Annotated in this window: 19 protein-coding genes and 1 tRNA gene; 15 read left to right on the top strand and 5 right to left on the bottom strand. The window is 57.3% G+C overall.

The genetic code is table 11. The features are described from left to right. Positions 1-241: 241 nt before the first annotated feature. Complete coding sequence (locus RUESEDTHA_RS03740) at positions 242-1,024, bottom strand: lysophospholipid acyltransferase family protein (RefSeq protein WP_180884462.1); 783 nt, start codon at positions 1,022-1,024, stop codon at positions 242-244. Between the two features lie 280 nt (positions 1,025-1,304). On the opposite strand from RUESEDTHA_RS03740, the gene RUESEDTHA_RS03735 reads away from it, so the two are divergent. Both RUESEDTHA_RS03735 and RUESEDTHA_RS20985 read left to right on the top strand, forming a co-directional pair. Further along, positions 1,305-2,633 (top strand): adenylate/guanylate cyclase domain-containing protein, encoded by a 1,329-nt coding sequence (locus RUESEDTHA_RS03735; protein ID WP_180884460.1) that lies wholly within the window; start codon positions 1,305-1,307, stop codon positions 2,631-2,633. A 203-nt stretch (positions 2,634-2,836) separates the two neighbouring features. After that, entirely contained in the window at positions 2,837-3,175 is a 339-nt protein-coding gene (locus RUESEDTHA_RS20985; protein WP_180884458.1) for a hypothetical protein, read from the top strand. Positions 3,176-3,178: 3 nt separating this feature from the next. Here RUESEDTHA_RS20985 and RUESEDTHA_RS03725 read toward each other — a convergent pair whose 3' ends face one another. Next, the gene (locus tag RUESEDTHA_RS03725) at positions 3,179-4,192 is read right to left on the bottom strand and encodes a LacI family DNA-binding transcriptional regulator (RefSeq protein WP_180884456.1); all 1,014 of its coding nucleotides are present in this window, start codon (positions 4,190-4,192) and stop codon (positions 3,179-3,181) included. Positions 4,193-4,301: 109 nt separating this feature from the next. On the opposite strand from RUESEDTHA_RS03725, the gene RUESEDTHA_RS03720 reads away from it, so the two are divergent. From RUESEDTHA_RS03720 to RUESEDTHA_RS03685, 8 genes are all read left to right on the top strand, one after another. Beyond that, the gene (locus RUESEDTHA_RS03720; RefSeq protein ID WP_180884454.1) at positions 4,302-5,150 is read left to right on the top strand and encodes a sugar phosphate isomerase/epimerase; all 849 of its coding nucleotides are present in this window, start codon (positions 4,302-4,304) and stop codon (positions 5,148-5,150) included. After that, on the top strand, positions 5,147-6,667 hold the full coding sequence (locus RUESEDTHA_RS03715) for a sugar ABC transporter ATP-binding protein (RefSeq protein ID WP_180884452.1): 1,521 nt from the start codon (positions 5,147-5,149) through the stop codon (positions 6,665-6,667). The genes RUESEDTHA_RS03720 and RUESEDTHA_RS03715 overlap by 4 nt, the downstream gene beginning before the upstream one ends. Beyond that, a complete protein-coding gene (locus RUESEDTHA_RS03710; protein ID WP_180884450.1) occupies positions 6,664-7,629 on the top strand; it encodes an ABC transporter permease in 966 nt (321 codons plus the stop codon). The genes RUESEDTHA_RS03715 and RUESEDTHA_RS03710 overlap by 4 nt, the downstream gene beginning before the upstream one ends. After that, positions 7,626-8,579, top strand: a complete 954-nt coding sequence (locus tag RUESEDTHA_RS03705; protein ID WP_171123325.1) for an ABC transporter permease — start codon at positions 7,626-7,628, stop codon at positions 8,577-8,579. Before RUESEDTHA_RS03710 ends, RUESEDTHA_RS03705 begins: the two co-directional genes overlap by 4 nt. Positions 8,580-8,611: 32 nt before the next feature. Beyond that, the gene (locus tag RUESEDTHA_RS03700; RefSeq protein ID WP_180884448.1) at positions 8,612-9,736 is read left to right on the top strand and encodes a substrate-binding domain-containing protein; all 1,125 of its coding nucleotides are present in this window, start codon (positions 8,612-8,614) and stop codon (positions 9,734-9,736) included. 62 nt (positions 9,737-9,798) lie between these two features. Beyond that, entirely contained in the window at positions 9,799-10,860 is a 1,062-nt protein-coding gene (locus tag RUESEDTHA_RS03695) for a sugar phosphate isomerase/epimerase (RefSeq protein WP_180884446.1), read from the top strand. Then, positions 10,857-11,987 carry a Gfo/Idh/MocA family protein gene (locus tag RUESEDTHA_RS03690; protein ID WP_255431609.1) on the top strand — a complete coding sequence of 377 codons (1,131 nt, stop codon included), beginning with the start codon at positions 10,857-10,859 and terminating at the stop codon, positions 11,985-11,987. The genes RUESEDTHA_RS03695 and RUESEDTHA_RS03690 overlap by 4 nt, the downstream gene beginning before the upstream one ends. Before the next feature lie 1,095 nt (positions 11,988-13,082). Beyond that, the gene (locus RUESEDTHA_RS03685; RefSeq protein ID WP_255431608.1) at positions 13,083-15,455 is read left to right on the top strand and encodes an autotransporter outer membrane beta-barrel domain-containing protein; all 2,373 of its coding nucleotides are present in this window, start codon (positions 13,083-13,085) and stop codon (positions 15,453-15,455) included. Positions 15,456-15,479: 24 nt separating this feature from the next. Here the strand turns inward: RUESEDTHA_RS03685 and RUESEDTHA_RS03680 are convergent, their stop codons facing one another. Then, the gene (locus RUESEDTHA_RS03680; RefSeq protein WP_180884444.1) at positions 15,480-15,617 is read right to left on the bottom strand and encodes a hypothetical protein; all 138 of its coding nucleotides are present in this window, start codon (positions 15,615-15,617) and stop codon (positions 15,480-15,482) included. A 249-nt stretch (positions 15,618-15,866) separates the two neighbouring features. Continuing rightward, positions 15,867-15,941 (bottom strand) — tRNA-Gln (locus RUESEDTHA_RS03675). Between the two features lie 311 nt (positions 15,942-16,252). Here RUESEDTHA_RS03675 and RUESEDTHA_RS03670 point away from each other — a divergent pair. Further along, on the top strand, positions 16,253-17,161 hold the full coding sequence (locus RUESEDTHA_RS03670) for a haloalkane dehalogenase (protein WP_180884442.1): 909 nt from the start codon (positions 16,253-16,255) through the stop codon (positions 17,159-17,161). 12 nt (positions 17,162-17,173) lie between these two features. Here the strand turns inward: RUESEDTHA_RS03670 and RUESEDTHA_RS03665 are convergent, their stop codons facing one another. Then, positions 17,174-17,695, bottom strand: a complete 522-nt coding sequence (locus RUESEDTHA_RS03665; RefSeq protein WP_370456760.1) for an SH3 domain-containing protein — start codon at positions 17,693-17,695, stop codon at positions 17,174-17,176. A gap of 138 nt (positions 17,696-17,833) precedes the next feature. Between RUESEDTHA_RS03665 and RUESEDTHA_RS03660 the strand changes: the two genes are divergently transcribed. The 4 genes from RUESEDTHA_RS03660 to RUESEDTHA_RS03645 all read left to right on the top strand — a co-directional run bounded on the left by RUESEDTHA_RS03660 (position 17,834) and on the right by RUESEDTHA_RS03645 (position 23,514). Continuing rightward, a complete protein-coding gene (locus tag RUESEDTHA_RS03660; protein WP_180884608.1) occupies positions 17,834-18,820 on the top strand; it encodes a D-glycerate dehydrogenase in 987 nt (328 codons plus the stop codon). A 45-nt stretch (positions 18,821-18,865) separates the two neighbouring features. Continuing rightward, the gene (gene ggt, locus RUESEDTHA_RS03655) at positions 18,866-20,659 is read left to right on the top strand and encodes a gamma-glutamyltransferase (protein ID WP_180884440.1); all 1,794 of its coding nucleotides are present in this window, start codon (positions 18,866-18,868) and stop codon (positions 20,657-20,659) included. Positions 20,660-20,683: 24 nt separating this feature from the next. Beyond that, positions 20,684-22,096 carry an FAD-binding oxidoreductase gene (locus tag RUESEDTHA_RS03650; RefSeq protein WP_180884439.1) on the top strand — a complete coding sequence of 471 codons (1,413 nt, stop codon included), beginning with the start codon at positions 20,684-20,686 and terminating at the stop codon, positions 22,094-22,096. Between the two features lie 95 nt (positions 22,097-22,191). Continuing rightward, on the top strand, positions 22,192-23,514 hold the full coding sequence (locus tag RUESEDTHA_RS03645) for a hypothetical protein (protein WP_180884437.1): 1,323 nt from the start codon (positions 22,192-22,194) through the stop codon (positions 23,512-23,514). Positions 23,515-23,570: the final 56 nt, after the last annotated feature.

Raw genomic sequence — 23,570 nt, 5'->3', positions numbered from 1 at the left:
CTGAATTGAGTTGTGAATTTACGTCATTTTATTGGAGTTCTGGCGATTAGCTGACTGAAAATGTTAAACCTGTGCCACCAACTTGCTAGCGGGGGCACAGTTGGCAACACGTGTCGCCACAGGTGCCGGTGGGTTGGGGCGGAGCTGTCGGTCAAACCCAATGCAGCGCGAAATCGATGCGCGCCCAAGGCGGACCTTGGTCAGGCTGTTGGAAATGCCGGGGCAGCGAAGAACCATACACCTATTTACCCAACCCGGCGTCGAATGCGGCCATCATTGCGTTTCTCAGGCGATCCACGTCTTCGTCCACTGAAACGGACTGATCGCAGGTGATTGACGGCAATACCTCGACCCGGATCGTCCCGCTTTTGGGCAAGTGTTTGTCGCGCGGCATAAGCGCGTCGGATGCGTGAATTACAATGGGCCGTATCGTGCGACCAGTGGCGCGCGCGACTATTACAGCTCCGGCTTTGAACGTGCCGAGGCTTTCGGAACTGGTACGCGTGCCCTCCGGGAACAACACGACAGAACGGCGTTCAGGCATGGCGCGGACGGCATCGGTAAGCGTTTCAAGCGCCACCGCGCCACTTTTCCGGTCAATCTCTACCAGCCCTGCGCCCTTGAACCCACGGCTTAGCAGAACCGCATCGCAAAGCTCCTTTTTGGCGGCGAAGGTGATCCACTTGGCGTCGGGCATCACGTCCATCAATGCGAACCCATCCAGATGGCTGCGGTGGTTGATCACGATGATGCTGTTGGTGTCGGTGGCCAGTGTCGCCCTATCGGCTTGTGTCATCTCTGTTCGGATACTCAGTAGCCACAGAAGCCGCGAACAGGCACGTTTGACCAGAGGCCAGTACCAGCCGCGAAAACCTTTTCGTTTGCCGCAAAGCAGGGGCACAAAGGCGATGTACAGGAAATAGAATGGACCCAGCAGAAACAACGCGGCGCGTTTAATGACCCGCACGCGAGCCGGGTCAATCGCCGCTAGTGCAGACCTTTCCTTTTGAGGTTGGAGCGACATAGGTTCCCGTCCGGTGTGATGACTGCCGGGAGAGGTTCAAGAGGTTTCTCCGTCTGGCATTTGCTGCCTGCCCTCTGGGCGCACGGCCCGACAAGCACCATGCACCCCGCCTCTATGCGGCAATGGTCAGGGTACATCAACAGAAAGTCTGACTTTGACGATTGAAATGGCTGGCTAAAGCCTGAAACCAGCCATTGCAATCGTTCGTTAGGCGCCTGGCACTTGTCGCAGAAACGGCATTGGTCCATTTTCAACGAATGAATGTCTTGGGGCGCAGGAGATGGAAAAACCACAGACTAAGTTCACATCGGCCGGTAACGTCGCGGTAGCCTACCAGGTCGTAGGTGATGGTCCCGTGGATTTAGTTTATGCATCCGGGTGGCTTCACAACATAGATGTTGTTTGGGAACACCCTGGGTACAACCGTTTCCTTTCAAAGTTGGCTGGGCGTAGCAGACTTATCTTGTTCGACAAGCGCGGAACTGGGATGTCCGATCGTGAGGTGGGTGCCCCAACGCTGGAAGAGCGCACCTATGACATACGTGCTGTCCTGGACGCGACGGGCTCGGAAAAAGCATCAATATTTGGTGTTAGCGAAGGCGGCAACATGACGACGATGTTCGCTGCCAGCTATCCAGAAAGGGTAAGCAATGTCGTTCTGGTCGGTTCCTATGCATGCCGCGCTTGGAAACCTGACTGGCCCTTCGGGGTGCGGCGGGGCGATTTCGAAAAGTTTCTCGAGAATATGCAACAGAACTGGGGCGATACTGCCGAGTTTCTGTCCGAGCGTGCCCCAAGTGTCTGGGAAGATCCCGCCGAACAAGCGTTCATGAGTCGGCTATTAGTCCAGTCTGGCAGTCCTGGAACTGCGGTAAACATCACCCGATTGAACTATGAGCTCGATATTCGGCCAATCCTATCCGCCGTGCATGTCCCTGCGCTGGTGCTCCATTCGCGTGGCGACCGTACAGTCTCGCTCGACGAGGCAGAGTACATTGCCGACACCCTTCCTTATGGAAGCCTGAAGATACTTGAGCGTGAAGATCACCTGCCTTGGATCGGCGACGTAGATGAAGTTGCAGACGAGATTGCAACGTTCGTTGGTGCCCCGGAAAGCGCTGAGTTTGGCGACCGTATCCTAGCAACGATCGTGATGACCGACATTGTAGGATCGACCAAAGCTGCGGAAGAAATGGGGGATGCCCGCTGGAGAGAGTTGATTGATGCCCATGACACCACAGCGGCTCGAATTATCGCCCGTCATGGAGGCAACCTCGTGAAGACAATGGGCGACGGTGTTTTGGCCACATTCACTGGGCCGAGCCGAGCCGTCTGTTGCGCGCGCGAGATTCAGTCCGAAATGTCGAAACTTGGCCTTATTCTGCGCGCTGGTGTTCACACCGGAGAATGCGAGCTTCGCGGTCAGGATGTTTCAGGCATCGCGGTCAACATGGCCGCCCGAATCCTAGATGTAACGCCCGGAGGTTCGTGCCACGTGTCATCCGTTGTTCGAGAATTAACTGCTGGTTCGGGTCTGGAGTTTGAGCAAGTTGGGACCCACCGTTTCAAGGGAATTCAGGGTGACTGGGTGTTGTACGCCGTTGCGTGATCTCTCAGTGGCTGTAAATCAGTTGCTGATAAGGTCGCGTTTGATTTGTAGCGAGTGCATTGGGTCCTCTGTCCCCCCCCCCAAACCCTCTTCGTCGTCTAGTATAATGGATCAGGAACGAGGATACTCGGGACTCTCAGTTCTCTAGTTTTTATACATTTTTTATACTTAATCGGGCTCTGGTTACCATAAGGCCGGTGGTCGTGCCGGATGGAGTTAATGAGCTTTGGAACCTCGAAATCGGATCTGATGCGCAGATGGACGGCCGTCGCTTCCTTATCGTGACTCTGGTGGATGGCCGCGGGAGAGAGAACTTGGTGCTGGTTGGCGGCAAATCGCTATCTGGCTTGCGGGTCACGAGGGAATTGGACCGACTGATTGGTCAGCAGGGTGTGCCAAAAACCATCGTTTCGGACAATGGCACCGAGTTCATCAGCATTGCCATGTTCGGATGGGCGCGTGTCTTCTTCGCTGGCGAATTCAGGAGGCGAAGGATGGGGCGGAAAACGCTCAAAGAGGATTTGGTCCTCGGCCTCTCTTGACCCTTATGAGCGCGGTCTGGCAACGCTGTTTCGTGTCACGATGGTGTGGCCCAAATACATCAATTCTGCAGGTGCTGTATTGTCTTCGAGCAGGTCCAGAAGAATCTCCATCGCACGTTGCCCGATGAGATTCCGCGCCTGATGCACCGTCGTCAGTTCAGGCTGAAAAATCCGTGAAAATGGCACGTCGTCGAAGCCCATGACGGAAATTTCGCCGGGGACCGAGTACCCCTGTCTCTGAAGGCCCCGGATAACGCCCATCGCGGATTCGTCATTTGCGCAGAACGCGGCGGTGGTATCTGGATGCTGCGCGAACAGGTGATCGGCTGCTCGCTCTCCGTCGCCGTAGGTGAAGCCGCCGGGAATGGTGCAGATTTGATCGGTCAGGCCGGCTTCCGTCATTGCCTCAATATATCCGGCGCGCCGGTCTTTGGTCAGTGCATTGCCTTCAGGTCCGGTGACATGCGCGATCCTCTGATGCCCCTGGGCAAGCAGATATTGCGTGGCATCAAACGCGGCCTTCTGGTTGTCGGTCCCGACATGCGCGTAGCCTGCGCCCTCTGGACGCTCCGAGATTGACACGATCGGAGTGCCCTCGGGTAGCATTCCGTCAGGGGGGGCTGTTCCGTTCAGGATCAAGGCCCCGTCCGCGCGCCCGTTGCGCAGGTTTTCGAGGATATTCGCATAGCGCGCGTCGTCCCCATTGGTGTTGCCGATCAGGATCGTCAGACTGGCGCGGGTCGCGACCTCTTCAATGCCCGACAGGATCTTGGAAAAGAAGGGGTTGGAAATATCCGGAAGGATAACCAAAACCGTACCCGACCGGTTGCGCCGCAGCATCTGGGCTGCTGTATTGACGCTGTACCCTGTTTCAGAGACTGCAGCAAATACCGCATCCCGAGTTTTTTTGGACACGATATCAGGGGATTGCAATGCCCGGCTGACCGTTGCAGTTGAGACACCGGCAACTCTGGCAACATCCCGAACCGTGGGTCTTTTGGTCGAACTTCTTGTCATGTTGAAAGCTTATAGCAGCGTGAAACAAAAAATGTAATGGTTTACATTCATCATGAAAACGATTACATAGATTCGCGGCAAAGATGCTTTTTTGGCCTTGGGAGGGGAAATGAAGCTGGGGGTGAATCTTCTATGCGTTGGCGGGCTGATCGGCGAAGCGCAACTGGATTTCTGTCAGCTTGCTGCTGAGGCCGGGTATGACGGTGTCGAAATTCCCGTCTTGGAAGGGCAGCCAGACCACTACGCCTGGCTGGGCGCTCAACTCGATGCACTCGGGCTTGAGAGGACCTGCACCGCGATTGTTCCTGACCCCAAAGCAGATCCAACCAGCCCAGATCCTCAGGTTCGGGCCAGAGGTGTCGCGCATCTGAATTGGATTCTGGATTGTGCGACAGCACTTGGCGCGCAAACGATCGGCGGGCCTTTTCATGCGCCAATCGGACACTTTACCGGCAGCGGCCCGACCGCGAACGAATGGCAGCGCGGCGCAGAGGCCCATCGCGACATGGCAGATACAGCGGCCAAGCGCCGCATGTCGCTGGCTTTGGAGCCTTTGAACCGGTTCGAAACCCATTTCCTGAATACTTCCGAGCAGGCCGCGCAGTATTGTGAGTTGGTCGGCCACCCGGCTTTTGGGATCATGTACGACACCTTCCACGCGCATATTGAGGAAAAGGATCAGGCGCAGGCGATATCGGCCCTGTCTGGTCATATCAACGTTCTGCATGTCTCGGAGAACGACCGGGGGACGCCCGGCACGGGACAGATCGACTTTGGTGCGGTGTTCTCTGCCGTCAAGAAGACCGGATTTGACGGATGGGTGGTGATGGAGGCCTTTGGCGCAGGCGTCCCTGAACTTGCTGCAGCCACCCGGATCTGGCGACCGATGTTCGAAGATCATCCGCAGTTGTTTCGCGACAGTGCGGCGTTCATTCGCAATGGGTGGGTGCAGGCATGAGCGGCGATATCATCTTTGAGATGAAAGGTATCACCAAGGTCTTTCCCGGCATCAAGGCACTGGATGCGGTCAGTTTTTCCGCCCGTGCGGGCGAGGTTCACGCCCTTGTTGGCGAAAACGGCGCAGGCAAGTCCACATTGATGAAAGTGCTGTCGGGCGTCTATCAGGCTGAAGAGGGTGATATTTTCCTGCGCGGTCAGATGGTCCGGTTCCAGCACCCGCTTGAATCGCTCGCGCAAGGCGTCAGCGTGATTTATCAGGAATTTTCGCTGCTGCCCGATCGAACGGTTGCCCAGAATATCTTTCTGGGACGTGAACCCACACGCAGTTGGGGCCTGCTGGATACCGAGAAGATGCGGCGCGAAACGCAGGACGTGCTGGCGCTGTTCGGCGACCGTCATCGTTTCGGCCCGGAAACTTTGGTCAGCGATCTGGATGTCGCGCAACAGCAAATGGTCGAGATTGCCAAGGCCTTGTCGCTGAATGCGCAAGTGATCGTCATGGACGAGCCGACTGCGGCCCTCAATGATACTGAGTGTGATCTTCTGTTCCAACTGGTTGACGATCTGCGCGGTCAGGGCCGCTCGATTGTCTACATCACCCACCGTATGCGCGAAATCCGTCGTCTGGCAGACCGTGTCACAGTGGTCAAGGATGGCAAAGTCGCCGCTGCCTTTGACCATGTGCCCGAAACCGGTCAGATCGTCGAAGCCATGGTCGGGCGCGATATCGGGCACTTCTATCCCGAACCTGCGACACCGGAAGAAATCGGCGATGCTGTTCTGACAGTGCGTGGTGGTGGTAACGATCGCTTATTCGACATTGATCTTGAGCTGCGCGCAGGCCAGATCACCGGGTTTGCAGGCGTTCAGGGGGCAGGCCGCACAGCGCTGGCGCTGGCTTTGTTCGGGGCAGAGCCGTTTGAAACCGGCACCGTGACGGTCGATGGGAAATCTGTCGCCCTTACCAGCCCGCGCAACGCCGCCGGGGCCGGGATTGCGATGCTGCCCGGCGACCGCAAGGCCGAGGGGTTGATGCTGATGCAATCGGTCCGGGACAACGGCATGATCTCGGCCCGGGCCTTTTCAGGAACCTTGGGCGCACCGGATAAAACGCCGATCACGACGCTCGATCAGATGGACGCGCTTTTTGATGCGTTCGATCTGCGCGCTGCGAATTACGAGGTTGAGATCCAGTCGCTGTCCGGCGGCAATCAGCAAAAGGCCATCGTGGCGCGCTGGCTGTCTCTGGCCCCAAAGGTTTTGATCTTTGTCGAACCAACCCGAGGCATCGACGTCAACACCAAGGCGGGGATTTACGCCCAGATGCGCAAACTCGCGCAACAGGGGGCGGCGGTCATGGCGATCTCATCCGACCTGCCCGAGGTCTTGGGCATCTCGGACCGGGTTCTGGTCATGAGCGACGGAAAGATCGTGGCCGAGTTCGGATATGGCGCCAGCGAAACCGAAGTCATGCATGCCGCGACCGAGGCGCATCTGGAATTGGAAGCCTCATGAATATCCCAAGGCCCAAAAATCTCGCCGCGCTGGCCCCATTCCTGCTGCTTCTGGTGGCTATTGCGGTCTATGTCACTGTCGCGATTGCAACCGGGCAGACCCAATATCTGACCGCCGAGAATCTTCTGGGCCTACTGGGGCGCTCCATCGCGTTGGGGATCACTGCGATTGGGCAGACCTTTGCCATCCTGATCGCCTCGATCGACCTTAGCGTGGCTAACCTGATCTCGGTTTCGGCGGTGCTTGCGTCCTCTATCATGTCTGGTGATCCATCCATGATGCTGCCTGCAATTGCGGCGGTGTTGGCCGTGGGCGTTGTGGTCGGCCTGATCAACGGTTTGGTGATCACCCAGTTTGAGGTCAATCCCCTGATAGCGACCCTAGGTATGGCGCTGATCTTGCAAGGTCTGCTGAGCGCGACCTTCAACAACTTTGCCGGAGAGGTTCCGGAAGAGTTTCAAGTCTTTGCCTATGGGCAGGTCGGAGGCATCTCGATCAGTCTGATTTTCCTGATCGCGCTGACGGTGGCCGCATGGGTGTTCCTGCGCTTTACCCGCGCAGGCTCCAATATCTATTCGGTCGGCGGCAACCCTGACGCATCCAAGCTTGCGGGGATGCGGACGACGCGCGTCGTTATCATGGCGCATGTGATCTGTTCGGTCTGCGCCACTATCGCAGGGCTGTATCTGGCCAGCCGCTTACGTTCGGGCGCACCGTGGATCGGTCGGGATGGGGTCTATGATCTGGAATCCATCGCTGTGGTGGTGATCGGCGGAACGGCTCTGTCCGGCGGTCGTGGAGGGGTTTGGGGCACGCTGATGGGCGTGATGATCTTTTCTCTAATCGACTCGATCTTCAACATTGCGGGCGTTGATGCCTACGCCAAACAAATTCTGCGCGGGGTCATCATCGTGGCTGCGGTCGCCGTCTACGCCGTGCGCAGCCGGAGGATCGAGGCATGATGGCCCGACTGAAACAGATCAACCCGGTCTTTCTGGTTCTGGCGCTGCTATTTGTGGCGATCGCGATCCTTTCGCCGTACTTCCTACAACCGGCCGGGTACATGAATTTCCTGAAACGGGCCGCGCCAATTGCGATTTTGGCGGTGGGGCAGCTTTATGTCATCAACTCGGGCGGGTTCGACCTGTCGGCGGGGGCATTGGTGACGCTGACGGTGATCGGAAGCTCGATCCTGCTGGACGGGGATGCCAGCGCGACGTGGTGGGTTATCCTGGCCATGCTGGGCGTTGGTGTGATCGTCGGCACGGTGAACGCGCTGGTGGTGTCGTGGCTCAAGGTGCCGTCGATCATTGCTACGCTGGGGATGATGATCACCCTCAGCGGGATTGCCCTCACATGGTCAGGCGGAGCGCCGCGCGGATACCTGCCCGAGAATTTCCGGTTCTTCGGTCGTTATCTGATCAAGGACTTGCCGCTGATCAAAATCCTGCCCGTTGCTGTGATCGTGATGGTCGTGGTCTGCGTCGCGATGTGGTGGCTGATGCACCGCACCAACTATGGCAAGCGACTGATCGCCATGGGCGACAACCCAAAGGCCGCATTGCTGGCCGGAGTCCCACTCACGGAAACCCGGATTGTCGCCTTTGTCATGTCTTCGGTCTCGGCTGTACTCGCAGGAATATTGCTGGGCGGGTTCGCAGGCGTGTCCACCGATGTGGGGGTCGGGCTGGAATTGCAGGCGATCACCGCTGCCGTCATTGGCGGGGCGCAGTTGCTTGGCGGGCGCGGCACTGTGGGGGCAACCATCGCAGGCGCGCTGGTGTTGCAGGCGATGTTCACGCTGCTCAACATATTAGGCTTTCCCAAACCCATCCGTGACGTGGTGCAAGGGCTGATTTTGATCTCGGCGGTTGTGATCGCCGGATACCGACGACGCCGATCCGGGGGATAGGCGCCCCAAACAATTCAGAGGAGGAAACAAGAATGATCAACAAATTCACGGCAACAGCCCTGACAACGCTGGCGTTGGCCTTGCCCGCCCAAGCGCAGAACTTCGACGACCCGGTCGAATTCGCAAAACAAAAAGACATGCTGGGCGCGGCAGCCAATGGCGATGCTTCAACGCCATGGTTGCAACACTATGGTGATGTGATGGCGGATACCTCTGCGTTCAAGAAAGACGGCCCGCACACTATTTGTTTTTCGAACGCGGGCGTGAACAACCCGTGGCGCGTGGTTGGTTGGAACACCATGCAGGCCGAAGTCGAACAGCATGACAACATCGCCGAGTTCGTAGTGACCGACGCCGAAGGCTCGGACGACAAGCAGATCGCCGATATCGAGGACCTGCTGGCTGGTGGCACTTGCGACGCCCTGATCGTGTCCCCCAACACAACGGCTGCCCTGACCCCCGCTGTTGAAAAAGCTTGCGAGCAACTGCCGGTGATCGTGTTTGACCGTGGCGTGAATACCGATTGCCCGGTCACGTTCATCAAGCCGGTCGGCGGCTATGGCTTTGGCATCCAGTCCGGTGAATTCATTGCCGCCAATGCACCCGAAGGCTCGGACGTATTGATGCTGCGCATTCTGCCCGGCGTGGACGTTCTGGAAACCCGCTACTCTGCCGCCAAGCGCATTTTGGAAGAAGCCGGTCTGAACATCGTCGGTGCCGAGTTCACCGATGGCGACCGCGCCAAGACCAAAGCGATTGTCGAGGATTATATCCAGCGCGGCAACCAGTTGGGCGCGGTCTGGATGGATGCGGGCGCAACCTCGGTCGCGGCGATCGAAGCGTTCGAGGATATGGGTCTGGACGTGCCGATCGTCACTGGCGAAGACCAGCAGGATTTCCTGCAGAAATGGCAGGAGATCGGCATGAACACCATCGCGCCGACATACCCGACCTATCAGTGGCGCACGCCCATTCTGGCAGCTTTGAAAATTCTGGATGGTGAGGCGATCCCCGGACCGGAATGGAACCTGCCGCAGCCGGCGATCACCAATGACAACCTGGGTGATTTCGTAAACGCATCCATGCCTCCGCTGCATTATGCGGCCTGTGGCTGCGAAGGCATGCCGGGCTATCCGGAACGCTGGGGCGGCAAGTAATCGCCTTAACTCGTCAGGCCTCGGTCGGGGCCTGACACACAGGATTCTCATGGGAGGCTGATATGCCGGGTACGATCAAAGGACCGGGACTATTTCTTGCACAGTTTGCGGATGATGTTGCTCCATTCAATTCGCTTGGGTCGATGGCGGAGTGGGCGGCTGGTCTTGGGTACAAGGCCGTTCAGATCCCTACATTTGACGGGCGGTTGTTTGACCTGGACAAGGCCGCAGAGAGCCAGACCTACTGCGATGAGATCGTGGGCATTTGCCGCGAAGCAGGCGTTGAAGTCAGTGAGCTTTCGACCCATTTGCAGGGGCAGTTGGTCGCTGTGCACCCGGCTTACGATCTGGCCTTTGACGCGTTTGCCCCAGACACCTTGCACGGCAATCCGACGGCGCGGCAGGAATGGGCCGTCGATCAAGTCAAGAAAGCCGCCATCGCAGCGCGGCGCATGGGACTGGACACGACGGTCAGCTTTACCGGATCGCTGGCCTTTCCCTATCTCTACCCGTGGCCGCAACGCCCGCAGGGTTTGATTGAGGAAGCTTTTGCCGAGCTTGCCCGCCGCTGGCGTCCGATCTTCGATGCCTATACCGATCAGGGCGTTGCCGTTGGCTTTGAAATCCACCCCGGAGAGGACGTGTTTGATGGTGCCACCTTCGAGATGTTCCTCGACGCCGTAGACGGGCACGAGGCCTGCCAGATCAACTATGATCCCTCGCATTTTCTGCTGCAGCAGATGGACTATCTGGAGTTCATCGACCTTTATCACGAGCGCATCTGCGCCTTTCACGTCAAGGACGCCGAGTTCAACCCGACTGGGCGGCAAGGCGTCTATTCCGGTTATCAGGGCTGGACCAACCGGGCCGGGCGTTTCCGCTCACTTGGCGACGGTCAGGTGGACTTCGGGGCGATCTTTTCGAAACTGACGCAGTACGGTTATGACAGTTGGGCGGTGCTGGAATGGGAATGCTGCTTGAAATCCCCCGGACAGGGGGCCGCCGAGGGTGCGCCCTTCATCGCGCGCCACATCATCGAAACCACGGATAAGGCCTTTGACGATTTCGCAGGGGGCGAGGTCGATCAGGCCATGATCCGGTCCATGTTGGGGTTGGGCCAATGAAAACGTTGAAACTGGGTATGGTCGGGGGCGGGCAGGGTGCCTTTATCGGTGGCGTCCACCGCATCGCCGCCCGGCTGGATGGACAATGGGACCTAGTGGCGGGTGCGCTGTCATCCGACCCGCAGCGTGCGGAAGCCTCGGCGCAGGAGTTGGGCTTCGAACGGTCTTATTCCGATTTCCGCCAGATGGCGCAGGCCGAAGCCGCCCGCGACGACGGCATAGACGCGGTGGCCATCGTAACGCCCAACCACATGCACGCTGACCCGACGATCGCGTTTCTTGAGGCTGGGATTCACGTCATCTGCGACAAACCTCTGGCGGCCACGGCTGAAGATGCCGCGCGGATCAAAACTGCAGCCGAAGCGTCGTCTGCGCATTTCATCCTGACCCACAATTACACCGGTTACCCGATGATCCGTCAGGCGCGCGATATGGTGCGGACAGGTGATCTGGGCAAGCTGCGGTTGGTGCAGGTAGAGTACGCGCAGGACTGGCTGACAGAACCGGCCGCGTCTGACAACAAACAGGCTGACTGGCGCACCGATCCCGCCCGATCAGGGGCAGGGGCCATCGGGGATATCGGCACACATGCCTTCAATCTGGCCCATTTCGTAACGGGTGAGGTTCCCTCGCATCTGGCGGCAGACCTGTCCAGCATGGTTCCAGGCCGTCAGGTGGATGACAACGCCCACATCCTGCTGCGCTATGCCAGCGGCGCGCGGGGAATGCTGTGGGCCAGTCAAGTTGCCGTCGGCAACGAAAACGGCTTGCGCCTGAGGGTCTACGGCGATCGCGGCGGGCTGGAATGGTCGCAGGAACACCCAAATCACATGCAGTTCACCCGCTTTGGACAACCCACTCAAACCCTGACACGCGGCGGGGCCGGAGCATCTGACGCCGCCAACGCAGTCACTCGCGTGCCGGGCGGCCACCCTGAAGGCTATCTGGAAGGTTTTGCAACGCTTTATAGCGAGGCCGCCGCTTTGATCAGAGGAGACCAAAGCGCTAACTTGTTGCCCGACCTGCAAAGCGGGTTGCTGGGCATGGCGTTTATTTCCGGCGTGCTGGAGTCTTCAAAGAAAGATTCTTGCTGGTACAGTTTTCCCTCGAATGTTCTGGATCCCTGAAAAGCTGGGCCAGTTTTTCGGCAAGAGTTAGGAATACCCGCAATCGTCTTGAAGCTAGCTCAAGGCATAATAAGTAGCATTCGATCTAGGGAAGAATTGCGAATTGGTTCAGTATTGAGCGGCCTTGGACGCTGAGGAGCCAACGATGGTTCTGATGTGAAATTCGATGCTGAGTGTTGAAGTCATCAGAGCTTAAGTTAAGCGCCTGACCTCGCGCCAAGCATTCGCGTAAAACTCAGCGGTGCGTGTCGGACCTCGACCGCTAGTTCACGTTGCCCGGACAGGTCGGGCTCGAAACCGACCCCGCTGCCTGAGGTAATAAGATGGCGCCACTGGCCTCCTGGCGAAGTCATCGGGAGCCGTGTTGAGACTACTCAGACCGGCAAGGTGGTGCTGGGTGGTGAATTAGGGCTGTTTCTGTTCGATCTTGAAATGGCTGAGGTTACGCCTCGGCTTGCGGTGGAAACATCAATTCCGACCAACCGCTCGAATGACCGGCGCCGTGATCCGCAGGGTGCCCTTGGATTGGGGACATGAACATGACGGTTGAACCGCGCCCGCCTGTTGGTGGCGCCGCATGAGGTTGAGGCCGCACCTTGCGATCGAAGAGAACGGTCCGGAGGGGATTGACCTGTGATTAGATGCGCCGAGTTCTGGCTGTTATGATAACGGCTCCTGAGACGAGAAGACGACGCTGGCTGTTCAACCCAATCAGGAACGTCAGCTGTGTTCTTTGGGGCAGTCAGGGCTTCTTCAGCTTGAAGTCAAAACCTTGCCGTCCGATGAAATCTAAGAGCTTTTCCGACTAGCCCAAGAAACAGGGGCGGTTTCGGGGGCATTTGGAGGGCAAGCACGGGGCATTTTGACCGCTGAGCACCGTCCTTCGGCGCTGGCGGGACGGTTGACGAGTCATTCCAGAGGCTGAAGACTGGTCGCTGGTGATGGCGGGACTGAGCGGGCGTTCGAGCTAAGTGCAGCGAACGGCTGGTGGGAGCCCAAAGCAGTCAGTTGTTCAATATTATAAAGCACTCAAAAAAACTCACTGTGTTTCACATTAGGGTGTACTCTCGTTTGTGAAGTTAGGGGAGCAATCGGATGGAAGAAATTAGCTCGGTACCTGCAGCACCGTACTCTCAGCGTTCAGTTTTCATTAATTCAACACTGGGAGCCTTGGCTTTTGTGCTGGTGACGGACGACGCGCAAGCTCAAAGCTCGCAAGCCTGCGTAGAATTGGGTTCTCCTCGGATAGAGTACTCTTCTGGATCTGAAAGCACTCGCGTTAATCAAATAATCTCAACGACGGAACGCACGTGTCTTCCGATCCCAAACGGGCCCATTACAGGACTAACAATTGGAAACTCCTCAATCACGCCCTCAGGTGAAATTGAGTTGTACGTTCCCGGCCAAAATACCGTTCCAAGCAATGCTTCAGTTTTAACTCTTCTGAATGTTGATGTCGCGGCGGGCAGCGGAGACTTTGTTTCCCGAGAAGCCTTGGCGACAAACATCAACGGGAAGCTCCGAGTGAACCTTATTGGAACGTCGATCGGTTCCGGAAGGTCAATGACATTCGCTCCATTCAACGGGGCGAATATCGACCCCACTGAAGTCTACTTCCAGTCTGACCGACCGTTAACCTATGACAACCTGACTGTTATGGGGGCGACCGAGGTGGTTTTCGGGGCGTATTTTATCCAAACCCGGATTGCAGAGGCTTCTGACTTCACGCTGACGAATAGTTCGATTTCTTCGACCAGCGATATGGCGATAGCCGCAGGTACAACCGTTCGGCTTGATGCGGCAAGCAGTTTGAACACCGTAAATTTTGAGAACTTTGGCACGCTGGCCGGAGCGGGAACCGTGAACGCATTCAACTTCACAGTTAAGAACGGCGGGGTGCTTTCGCCAGGCTTTTCAATTGGTACACTCAACAACAGTGGCGGAATCGCCTTTGAAACTGGGTCACGGCTCTTAACTGAAGTCGATCCGACGGCCGGGCAGAAAGCTGACTTGGTGTCATCCAGCGGGCCAGTTACAGGGATTAACCGCGCCACAATTCAAGTAGAGGCTGCCCAACCTGGTCTGGCTGCACAAGATTATGCTGCTGGCAACAATTACACTGTTTTTCGGGCTTCCAGGTTTGATGGAGACTCGCCGACGCTTGTTGCAGGAGGATCTCTTCCTGCGTTGTCTAATTTGACGATAGCAAACACGCCGACCACAGATGGTCAGATTGATATAGCATTCACGGCGCAACCGGTCTCAAGCTTACCTCAGAACCCAGCAGTTACCAATTCGCCAAATGCCAGCAATCTGGCTGGCGCGGTGGCCAACACCACAAACATGTCACCCGGAACCAATCTGACCAATGGGTCAACCTTGGGTAATGCCGTAAACACGCTTACCAATTCAGGTCTGGCAGGGTTTAACCGTGTGCACGCGGAGCCTTATTCCTCCAACTTGACCATTGGGCTTGAGCAATTGGACCTGATAACCAACACAGTTCTGAGCCACGCTGACTGCCGCAAGTATCAAGCGGTCGGTTTCGGCGATGAGGATCAACCGGTTGCATCAGGCGGCATCGACACGGCCCAGAACCCTAGTGGCGCAATCGACTGCTCTGATCGGCGCTGGTGGATCGACACGGCCTATGTAAGCGGGGACGTTGATGGAAGTAACGGCCTTGGCACATTCGACTATTCGCTGGGCACCATTTTGGTCGGAGCGGATGTTGCAAGTACCAATAGAGGTGTGGTCGGCGTGTATGCAGGTTTCGGGACGTCCTCCATGGATGAGCACGATCAAGTCGATCAGGACTTTTCGACCGACAGCTATCACGTGGGTGTCTATGGGCGTACAACAACCGGAACGTGGGAGTTCTCTGGGCTGATCGGTTACATGTTCGGCGAAACGGACGCCAGCCGGAATAACCCTTCTGTTGATGGTTTTACGGGCGGCGAGGCAAAGTCTGATTTGGACCAAGAGGGAATTCACGCCGGCGTCCAGGCACGGAAGCTGTTTAACATGGACAACGGTGCAAGGGTTTCGACGGTTTTTGGATTGAACTACGGGCGTATCCAACAAGGTTCAGGCACAGAGACTGGCGGTGGTGATTTCAACTACTCAATTGAAAAAGCGAACGCGGAGTCCCTGGTCGCTTCCATTGGAGTTGATTATCAACGCGACTTCTTGACAGAGAGTGGTTTGCTAACCCCAATCGCCTTTGCCCGGTATGAATATGACTTCTTTGCAAACAAAGACAGTGAGCACGAAATCACTGTAACGAGCCCGATATTTGGCACGTTCACACAAGTCGGACAAAACCGAGGGGCAAATGGTTTCGTGCTTGGTCTGGGGCTAGGGTATCAGATTTCTGATCTGGCCAGACTAACGGCAGGATATGGCTATTCAGCTCGCTCCAACGGCCAAGAGCATGGCCTCGGTGCAAACTTAAGCGTTCGGTTCTGATAAGGCAGTACGGTTGTTTTTCCTTTAGGCAGGAAACTGGCTGTCCGCGCCTTCGATGACGTCCCTGAGCTTCTGTTTCGCGTGGAAGAGGTGTTCGAAGACTGCGTGACCGGCTTTGCTGTCACCGGCCTTCGAGATGATCGTTCGACTCGTCTCAACCAACTGACCCAATCCCAAACTCAAAACAGAAAAGGAGGAGGCCCATGTCTGCTCACATTCGCTATGCCTACTCGGGTCTCTCTATCCTCCTGTTTCTATTCATTACTTATACCTATTCCCCACCCCCATAGAACCCCCGCTAGAGGAGAGGTCAGAGGGCGTCAGATCACCCAAAACCACTGGGGCATAAACGGGGGCATTTTCGGGTGTCGGTGACCCAAGTGCCTAGTCTCGTTCCATGTTCTGAAGGACTGGCTGGGGTGGTAGGATTCGAACCTACGATACACGGTACCAAAAACCGCTGCCTTACCACTTGGCTACACCCCAACGGTGAGGCGCTATCTACGATTGTTGTTTGGAGGGTTCAAGACCTTTCCCGCAAAAAAATGTGGAAGGTCTGGAAAAAACTTTTGACCCCAAGGCTGGTGCTCAGGGGTAGCTTTTCTCAGGGTCTTTCTTTGGCGCTGTGCCGACAGACATGCAGTGGGTCTGCGGAGCGAATGAAAACTCTTTCTTGATACGCCCGCATAGGAAAACGCCGTTAAATTCATATGGCCTACGGGCATTTGAGTGTTACGCTTAACTTCGCAAAGGGGCCAGCATTGGCAAGAGCCAGGATACCCAATCATAGGTGACACATGAAATTTCTACGCACGCCGGACTCTCGATTTGAATGTTTGGCTGATTATGACTTTCAGCCGAACTACACTTTGGTCGACGATACCGAGGGGGGAGAATTGCGAATCCATCATGTGGATGAAGGGCCTACTGATGCCGATCCGGTGTTGATGATGCACGGAGAGCCGAGCTGGTCGTATTTGTATCGCCATATGATTGCCGGGTTTGTGCAGCAGGGGTATCGCGCTGTTGCGCCGGATTTGATTGGGTTTGGCAGATCGGACAAGCCGACGGAACGCAGCGATTACACCTACGCGCGCCATGTCGCCTGGATGAGGGACTGGTTGCGTCAGGTGGACCTGCGCAACATCACGCTGTTCTGTCAGGACTGGGGCGGGTTGATTGGATTGAGGCTTTGGGCCGAAATGCCCGACAGGTTTGCGCGCGTGGTCGTCGCCAATACAGCGCTGCCGACCGGCGATCAGCCGATGGGAGAGGCTTTTGATAGTTGGCGCAAATTCAGTCAGGAAGTGTCTGTTTTTCCAGCCGGTGGAATCTTGAAGGGTGGAACTGCGAAACCGTTATCAGACGCGGCCATCGCGGCGTATGACGCGCCATATCCCGACGAAAGTTACAAGGCGGGGGCGCGGCAATTCCCGATGCTGGTGCCGGCTTCGCCCGATGATCCCGAGTCGGATCCGAACCGGCGGGCGTGGGGTGTGCTGCGTGGCCTGCAAACGCCTGTCCTGACGGCTTTTGGTGCGGATGACAAAGTAATGGCCGGGATAGACGGGGTGTTTCAGCGTCTTTGCCCCGGCGCGGCCGGGCAACCTCATGTGATCTTGCCCAATGCGGGTCATTTTCTGCAAGAGGACGTAGGACCTGAACTGGTAAAGCTAACCTGCGATTTCATCAAGCGCACGTCCTGAGGGGGGGCAAGGTCACTCCCTGATTTCCGAGGGATCGACCCCCCAAAGGTTCGACTTGAGGGTCCAGCCCTTGTATCCGCCAGCCGAAATTCGGCACCAGTCAATGGTACAGCTTCCAAGTCGGGCGACCACGCCGGATTCGAACTGTGCGCTGACCTGCGAGTTCGGATCCGGGTTGGCATAAACGGGCAGCATGTCAGATTCGATCAGGACTGTGCGAACGCCAGACAACAACGCATAGTGTACCCAGCCACCGGCCCCGTCGCGGTCCTGAACCTTGCGCCAGTTTCCATATTCGGCTGTGATCTGCAGGGGCATTCCACGGCGTTTGAAGACCCAGTCGATTCTATGGGTCAGGGACGGGCCGCGACGTACATTGCCTTCGGCGGCTTTCATCGAAACATATCGGGGCAGTGGCAGATTGGTCACCTGACCGCGCTTATCCTGCGCGCTGGCGGCGACTGCGCCAGCCAGAACCAGAAATGCGGACAAAACCGCCGTCAAACGGCGCTTTAGGGGTAGAATACCACTCACGGACTGTCTGCTCTTGTGCCTGTTGATCTTGTTTCGAAAAAAGGTCGACTCAATGCCTCGGGGGTTCTTGTGCCCCGCCTTATCCTGCGCCACGATGCCATGGCGCGCGAAGGTTTGCAAAGCAGTGGGAGTGCACAGGTGCCAAGAGAACGTCTGAGTGTTGTCGTAACGCGACGGTTGCCCGAGGCGGTAGAAACCCGGTTGAGCGAATTGTTCGACGTTCAGTTGCGGACCGAGGACACCCCAATGTCCCGCGATGAACTGGTCGCCGCAGTCCAAAGCGCGGATGTCCTTGTGCCGACGGTCACAGACACAATTGACGGCGGATTGCTGGGGCAGGCGGGTGAAAACCTGCGCTTGATCGCGAATTATGGGGCAGGGGTCGACAATATCGACGTCGCAACCGCGCGGCAGCGGGGCATTCTTGTCTCGAACACTCCGGGTGTTCTGACCGATGATACCGCCGACATGACCATGGCGCTGATACTTGCCGTTACGCGGCGTATCCCCGAGGGGCTGTCGGTGATGCAAAAAGGTGAGTGGGAGGGCTGGGCCCCGAACGCCCTGCTGGGTGGCCGCATCGGTGGCCGGCGTCTTGGTATTTTGGGCATGGGGCGCATTGGTCAGGCCGTGGCGCGCCGGGCCAGCGCCTTTGGGATGCAGGTTCATTACCACAACCGCCGCAGGCTTCGCCCCGAAACGGAACAAGAGTTGGAAGCGACCTATTGGGAAAGCTTGGACCAGATGGTTGCGCGGATGGATGTCATCTCGATCAACTGCCCATCCACACCGTCCACGTTCCACCTGATGAATGCGCGGCGATTGAAGCTGATGAAACCTTCGGCAGTAATCGTGAACACCTCGCGGGGGGAAGTGCTTGACGAAAACGCGCTGACCCGCCTGATCCGGTCCGGCGATATCGCGGGGGCAGGGCTGGACGTTTACGAACACGGGACGGATGTGAACCCGCGCCTGCGGCAGTTGCCGAATGTCGTTCTGCTGCCGCATATGGGGTCTGCCACACTGGAAGGGCGGATCGAGATGGGTGAGAAAGTCATTATCAATATCAAGACGTTCGAAGACGGCCACCGCCCGCCAGACCAAGTGGTTCCTGCCATGCTGTAGGAATGTGCGGCAGCCCGTAAATTTACGTTTTTTCAGGAGGATAATATGAAAAGAAGTCTGATTTCAGGGTTGTTCGCGACCGCAATGGCAATTTCCGGCCCTTTGTTCGCACAAGAGACAGCCGACGCTGTTGCCCCCGAAGGTGCCTCGGAAGGGCAGGTTCAGGGCCTGACCGAAGAAGTGATCGCCTCGCTTGAGGCGAAACTGGCTGGCGCGCCGGTTTCTTCGCAGAATTGGATGGTGGCAGCCGCGAACCCGTTGGCCGTGGAAGCTGGGGCCAAGGTCTTGCGGGCCGGTGGATCGGCTGCGGATGCGATGGTAGCTGTACAAGTTGTGCTTGGCCTGGTCGAGCCGCAGTCGTCCGGTCTGGGCGGTGGGGCGTTTCTTGTTTGGTACGACGCCGCCACTGGCGAACTGACGACGCTGGACGGGCGCGAAACCGCGCCGTTGGAGGCAAATCACCGGCTGTTCCAAGATGAAAATGGCGAACCGCTGAAATTCTTTGACGCCGTCGTGGGTGGTCTGTCGGTGGGCACTCCGGGCACGCCTGCTTTGCTGGAAGAGGCGCACCGGCGCTGGGGCCGCAGCCCGTGGCCCAGACTGTTCGCCGATGGGATCGCGCTGGCTGATGAAGGGTTTCTTGTATCTCCGCGTTTGGCCGGCCTTGTGGAAAAAGACGCCGAACGCCTGTCGCGTTTCCCGGCGACCGCCGCGTATTTCCTGCCTGATGGGGCGCCATTGGCACAGGGCCAGCGCCTGATGAACCCCGACTATGCGGACACTCTGCGCGTTCTTGCCAGCGAAGGATCAGCGGGTTTTTACGGGGGCGAGGTCGCCGCGGGTATCGTCAACACGGTGCGGAGCGCACCGGGGAATCCGGGGGTTCTGTCGGGAATTGATTTGGCGCTGTATCAGGTGATTGAACGCGAACCCGTCTGTGCGGCGTATCGCGCCTATGAGGTGTGCGGAATGGGACCGCCTTCCTCTGGTGCGCTGACTGTGGGTCAGATTTTGGGCATGCTGGATGGCTATGACCTCGCGGCGATGGGGCCCGAGGATATCAATTCTTGGCGACTGATCGGCGACGCCTCGCGCCTGGCTTTTGCGGATCGCGGGCGGTACATGGCGGATCACGACTTTGTCCCGATGCCGACAAAAGGGCTGGTTGATCCGGCCTACCTGTCGGAACGTGGCGCCTTGATGAGCGGCGATGCGGCTCTGATTGATGCAACACCCGGCAACCCCGAATTCGAGCATTCGTCGAATTGGGCGGACGACGTGTCGCTGGAATTGCCGTCGACTTCTCATATTTCGATCGTTGATCAGTACGGAAACGTCTTGTCGATGACTACGACGATTGAAAACGGGTTCGGGTCCCGATTGATGACCAACGGGTTCTTACTGAACAATGAACTGACGGATTTCTCGTTCAAAACCCACAGCAATGGTGTTCCGATCGCGAACCGCCTTGAACCGGGCAAACGCCCCCGTTCGTCGATGAGCCCGACCATTGTAATGCAGGACGGCAAACCGGTTCTGGCCATCGGTTCACCCGGTGGAAGCCGAATTATCGGTTATGTTGCCAAGTCAATCATTGCGTGGGCGGATTGGGGCATGGACGTGCAGCAGGCCTTGTCAATGCCCCATCTGGTCAATCGTTTTGGCACCTACGATGTCGAACAGGGGACATCGGCCGAGGGGTTCGTCGATGCGCTGACGACGCTGGGATACGAGGTCAATCCGCGTGACCTGACCTCGGGCCTGCACGCCATCGAGATCGGTGATGTTTTGACCGGCGGGGCCGATCCACGCCGCGAAGGGATTGCGCTGGGCGAATAGCCCGGCGTTTAAGGGGGGAACACCATGGCGCAAGCAGTTGCATTGCCGCGGAACGAGGCTGGCATTCAAGCGGTCGTTGGCCTTCTGAAGTCTACTTTCGGGGATCGTCTACAGACGGGGCAGGCGATCCGCGAACAGCATGGGCATACGACGACTTGGATTGAAAATCAGTCCCCGGACGCGGTGGTGTTCCCGCACTCGACCGAAGAAGTGTCTGAGATCGTCAAAATTTGCGCTGAGAATAAAGTTCCGGTGATCGCCTTTGGCACGGGGACCTCGCTTGAGGGGCATGTGAACGCCCCAGCCGGTGGGATTTCGGTCGACCTGACCCAGATGAACAAGGTGCTGAAAGTCAACGCCAGTGATTTGGATTGTGTCGTGCAGCCCGGCGTGACGCGCGAAGACCTGAACACATTCCTTCGTGATCAGGGGCTGTTCTTTCCCATCGACCCCGGTGCGAATGCCTCGTTGGGGGGGATGGCTGCAACCCGGGCATCCGGGACCAACGCGGTACGCTATGGGACCATGAAGGACAACATTCTTAGCCTCGAAGCCGTGATGCCTGACGGTCAGATTATTCGTACCGGTCACAGGGCAAAGAAGTCCTCTGCCGGGTATGACCTGACGCGGTTGCTGATCGGTGCCGAAGGAACGCTGGGTATCATTACCGAGATCACGTTGCGTCTTCAGGGAATCCCCGAGGCGATCACCTCGGCGCGATGTTCCTTTCCTACGGTTGATGCGGCCTGCCAAGCTGTGATGATGACGATCCAGTACGGCGTGCCGGTCGCCCGGATCGAGTTACTGGACGAAATGTCAGTGAAGGCTGCGAATGCCTATTCCAACCTGACCCTGCCGGAAACGCCATTGCTGCTGCTCGAATTTCACGGATCGGAAAGCGGCGCGGTTGAGCAGGCCGAAACCTTTGGTCAGATCGCCGAGGAATTCGGGGTTACAGATTTTGCAGCGACGTCAACGACGGAAGAGCGGAACAAGCTGTGGCAAGCCCGGCACGACATGTATTGGGCGTGTCTGCAACTGCGCCCCGGTGCGCGCGGAATCTCGACCGACGTATGCGTTCCGATCTCACATCTGGCAGAGTGTGTGACGGCGACGCAGAACCGTGCGAGTGAACTGGGCCTGATGGCCCCTATGGTTGGGCATGTGGGTGATGGAAACTTCCATACGCTGCTCCTGATTGACATGGACAACCCTGACGAGGTGACCAACGCCGAAGGATTTGTGGGCTGGCTCAACGATCTTGCCATCTCGATGGAGGGGACATGTACCGGTGAACACGGAATCGGACAGGGCAAGCGCCCGTATCTTTTGAAAGAACTGGGACCAGCCGTTGCCTATATGGGCGCCATCAAAAGGGCGTTGGACCCCGATAACATTATGAATCCAGGTAAAATTCTGCCATCGTCGAATTATTGATAACGTTGCGGAAACGTCGCGCCTAGGCCACAAGGATGCCCAAATTCGCCTGTATCAGTTACCGCAACGAGCAGTAATTTATTTCAGGTTTTCAAATGGGCGTATTACGGATTCTCGGATTTGCGTTGGTCGTTGTTTTGGTCATTGCCGGGCTCGACTACTATCAGCAGGACAAGAAACGCGCGGACACGTTGTCGGCCAGCGGCTATATCGACACGATCAAAGAGCGTTTCGCACTGTTTAACGAAGAGCTTGATGCCGAGCAACTTGAACGCGAACGTAAGCAGCGTTGGCGTGCCGGAAGCGAACCCTATGCCCCGAAATCGGGCGAAGACTGGGTGCGCCGCGCAATTGTGGATCGCGACTATACCCGTGATGCCCGAGAAGGTGTTCTTCAAAACGGTATTAGCGAGGCCGCCCGCCCACTGGCCAAGCAGGTCGCGGTGCAGAAGGTGCAGCAACTGGCCGAAAAGCTGGATCGCACCAGTTGGGTCTATGAAAACGGCACGCATACAATCTGGCTTCAGGTCTCACTGAAAGAGGACGCGCGGTCCAATACCCTGACAGGCAATATTGTGCGATCCGTTGACACGCTGGGCCAAAGCGGTGCCGATTATGCCCCATTCGCAATTGTCGGCGGAGTAGCCTACTTTCAATTCAAGCAGAACAAATACAGCGTGATCACCGTGAATGACCGATCCTTCTGGTCGATGGTCACGGCGGGTATCACGGATTTGGATGCTCCGGTCGAGTTCGACATCTACAAGGGCACACTTGGCCTTGGTCAGGAGGTCCGGATGCAACTCTATTCCAACGCGCCCCCGCATGAGGTCAGGAAGTTTCTGGCGAAGCTGGATTATGACGGGATGAATGCGTTGCTTCGCAAGCCAGTACCCGGTGTCAGCAACGACAGGACCACGAACCCCGAGACCGAGGAAGAGCTGGCCATCGAAATGGCAGGCCTTCGTGGTGAGTTCATGAAGCTGCGGGCCGAACTGGCGCGACTACGGCTTGACAACATCAATGGGCTTTCGCTTGTGGCCAACACCCTGGCTGCGCAATACGGGTTGCCCGGCGATACGTTCGACTTGACCGCAAACAAGATCAAATCTGCGGATGATCTGATCCAAGTTGGTTATCGCACCGGCCTTACCTCTCTTCTGGATGGTGAGGTTCAAAAAGCCGATGCGGAAGGCGGAAACATGTTCGGCCGTCTGTTTGCGTCATTCAAAGGTGGCGATAGCCAGCAAGAGGCAAGCAACAAGGGCGGTGGCTTTCTGGATGGGTTGAAATCCATGTTCCAAAATAGCGAAACCGCGCAGGCGCCTGAGGTCCGTGTCAACAAGGGTGGCGCGGGTCTGGTCAGCAAGTGCGCCACCAAGGACGCCTTCAAGACCTGCACGCTGACTGACGGCTAAGAGATCGAAACCAGACGCGGAAAAACGACCCCCAGCAATCCGGGGGTCGTTTTTTT

It is taken from the genome of Ruegeria sp. THAF57 (genome assembly GCF_903914075.1).
In the GTDB taxonomy this organism is placed as follows: domain Bacteria; phylum Pseudomonadota; class Alphaproteobacteria; order Rhodobacterales; family Rhodobacteraceae; genus Ruegeria.
Note: the sequence above shows the minus strand (reverse complement) of the source record. Positions and strands in the feature narration are given on the sequence as shown.

Excerpts from the sequence above, each read along its gene's own strand:
- RUESEDTHA_RS03725 (WP_180884456.1), bottom strand. The coding sequence starts at position 4,192 with ATGACAAGAAGTTCGACCAAAAGACCCACGGTTCGGGATGTTGCCAGA.
- RUESEDTHA_RS03735 (WP_180884460.1), top strand. The coding sequence starts at position 1,305 with ATGGAAAAACCACAGACTAAGTTCACATCGGCCGGTAACGTCGCGGTA.
- RUESEDTHA_RS03645 (WP_180884437.1), top strand. The coding sequence starts at position 22,192 with ATGGGCGTATTACGGATTCTCGGATTTGCGTTGGTCGTTGTTTTGGTC.
- RUESEDTHA_RS03710 (WP_180884450.1), top strand. The coding sequence starts at position 6,664 with ATGAATATCCCAAGGCCCAAAAATCTCGCCGCGCTGGCCCCATTCCTG.
- RUESEDTHA_RS03690 (WP_255431609.1), top strand. The coding sequence starts at position 10,857 with ATGAAAACGTTGAAACTGGGTATGGTCGGGGGCGGGCAGGGTGCCTTT.
- RUESEDTHA_RS03650 (WP_180884439.1), top strand. The coding sequence starts at position 20,684 with ATGGCGCAAGCAGTTGCATTGCCGCGGAACGAGGCTGGCATTCAAGCG.
- RUESEDTHA_RS03705 (WP_171123325.1), top strand. The coding sequence starts at position 7,626 with ATGATGGCCCGACTGAAACAGATCAACCCGGTCTTTCTGGTTCTGGCG.
- RUESEDTHA_RS03695 (WP_180884446.1), top strand. The coding sequence starts at position 9,799 with ATGCCGGGTACGATCAAAGGACCGGGACTATTTCTTGCACAGTTTGCG.
- RUESEDTHA_RS03720 (WP_180884454.1), top strand. The coding sequence starts at position 4,302 with ATGAAGCTGGGGGTGAATCTTCTATGCGTTGGCGGGCTGATCGGCGAA.
- RUESEDTHA_RS03700 (WP_180884448.1), top strand. The coding sequence starts at position 8,612 with ATGATCAACAAATTCACGGCAACAGCCCTGACAACGCTGGCGTTGGCC.
- RUESEDTHA_RS03670 (WP_180884442.1), top strand. The coding sequence starts at position 16,253 with ATGAAATTTCTACGCACGCCGGACTCTCGATTTGAATGTTTGGCTGAT.
- RUESEDTHA_RS03685 (WP_255431608.1), top strand. The coding sequence starts at position 13,083 with ATGGAAGAAATTAGCTCGGTACCTGCAGCACCGTACTCTCAGCGTTCA.
- RUESEDTHA_RS03740 (WP_180884462.1), bottom strand. The coding sequence starts at position 1,024 with ATGTCGCTCCAACCTCAAAAGGAAAGGTCTGCACTAGCGGCGATTGAC.
- RUESEDTHA_RS03715 (WP_180884452.1), top strand. The coding sequence starts at position 5,147 with ATGAGCGGCGATATCATCTTTGAGATGAAAGGTATCACCAAGGTCTTT.
- ggt (WP_180884440.1), top strand. The coding sequence starts at position 18,866 with ATGAAAAGAAGTCTGATTTCAGGGTTGTTCGCGACCGCAATGGCAATT.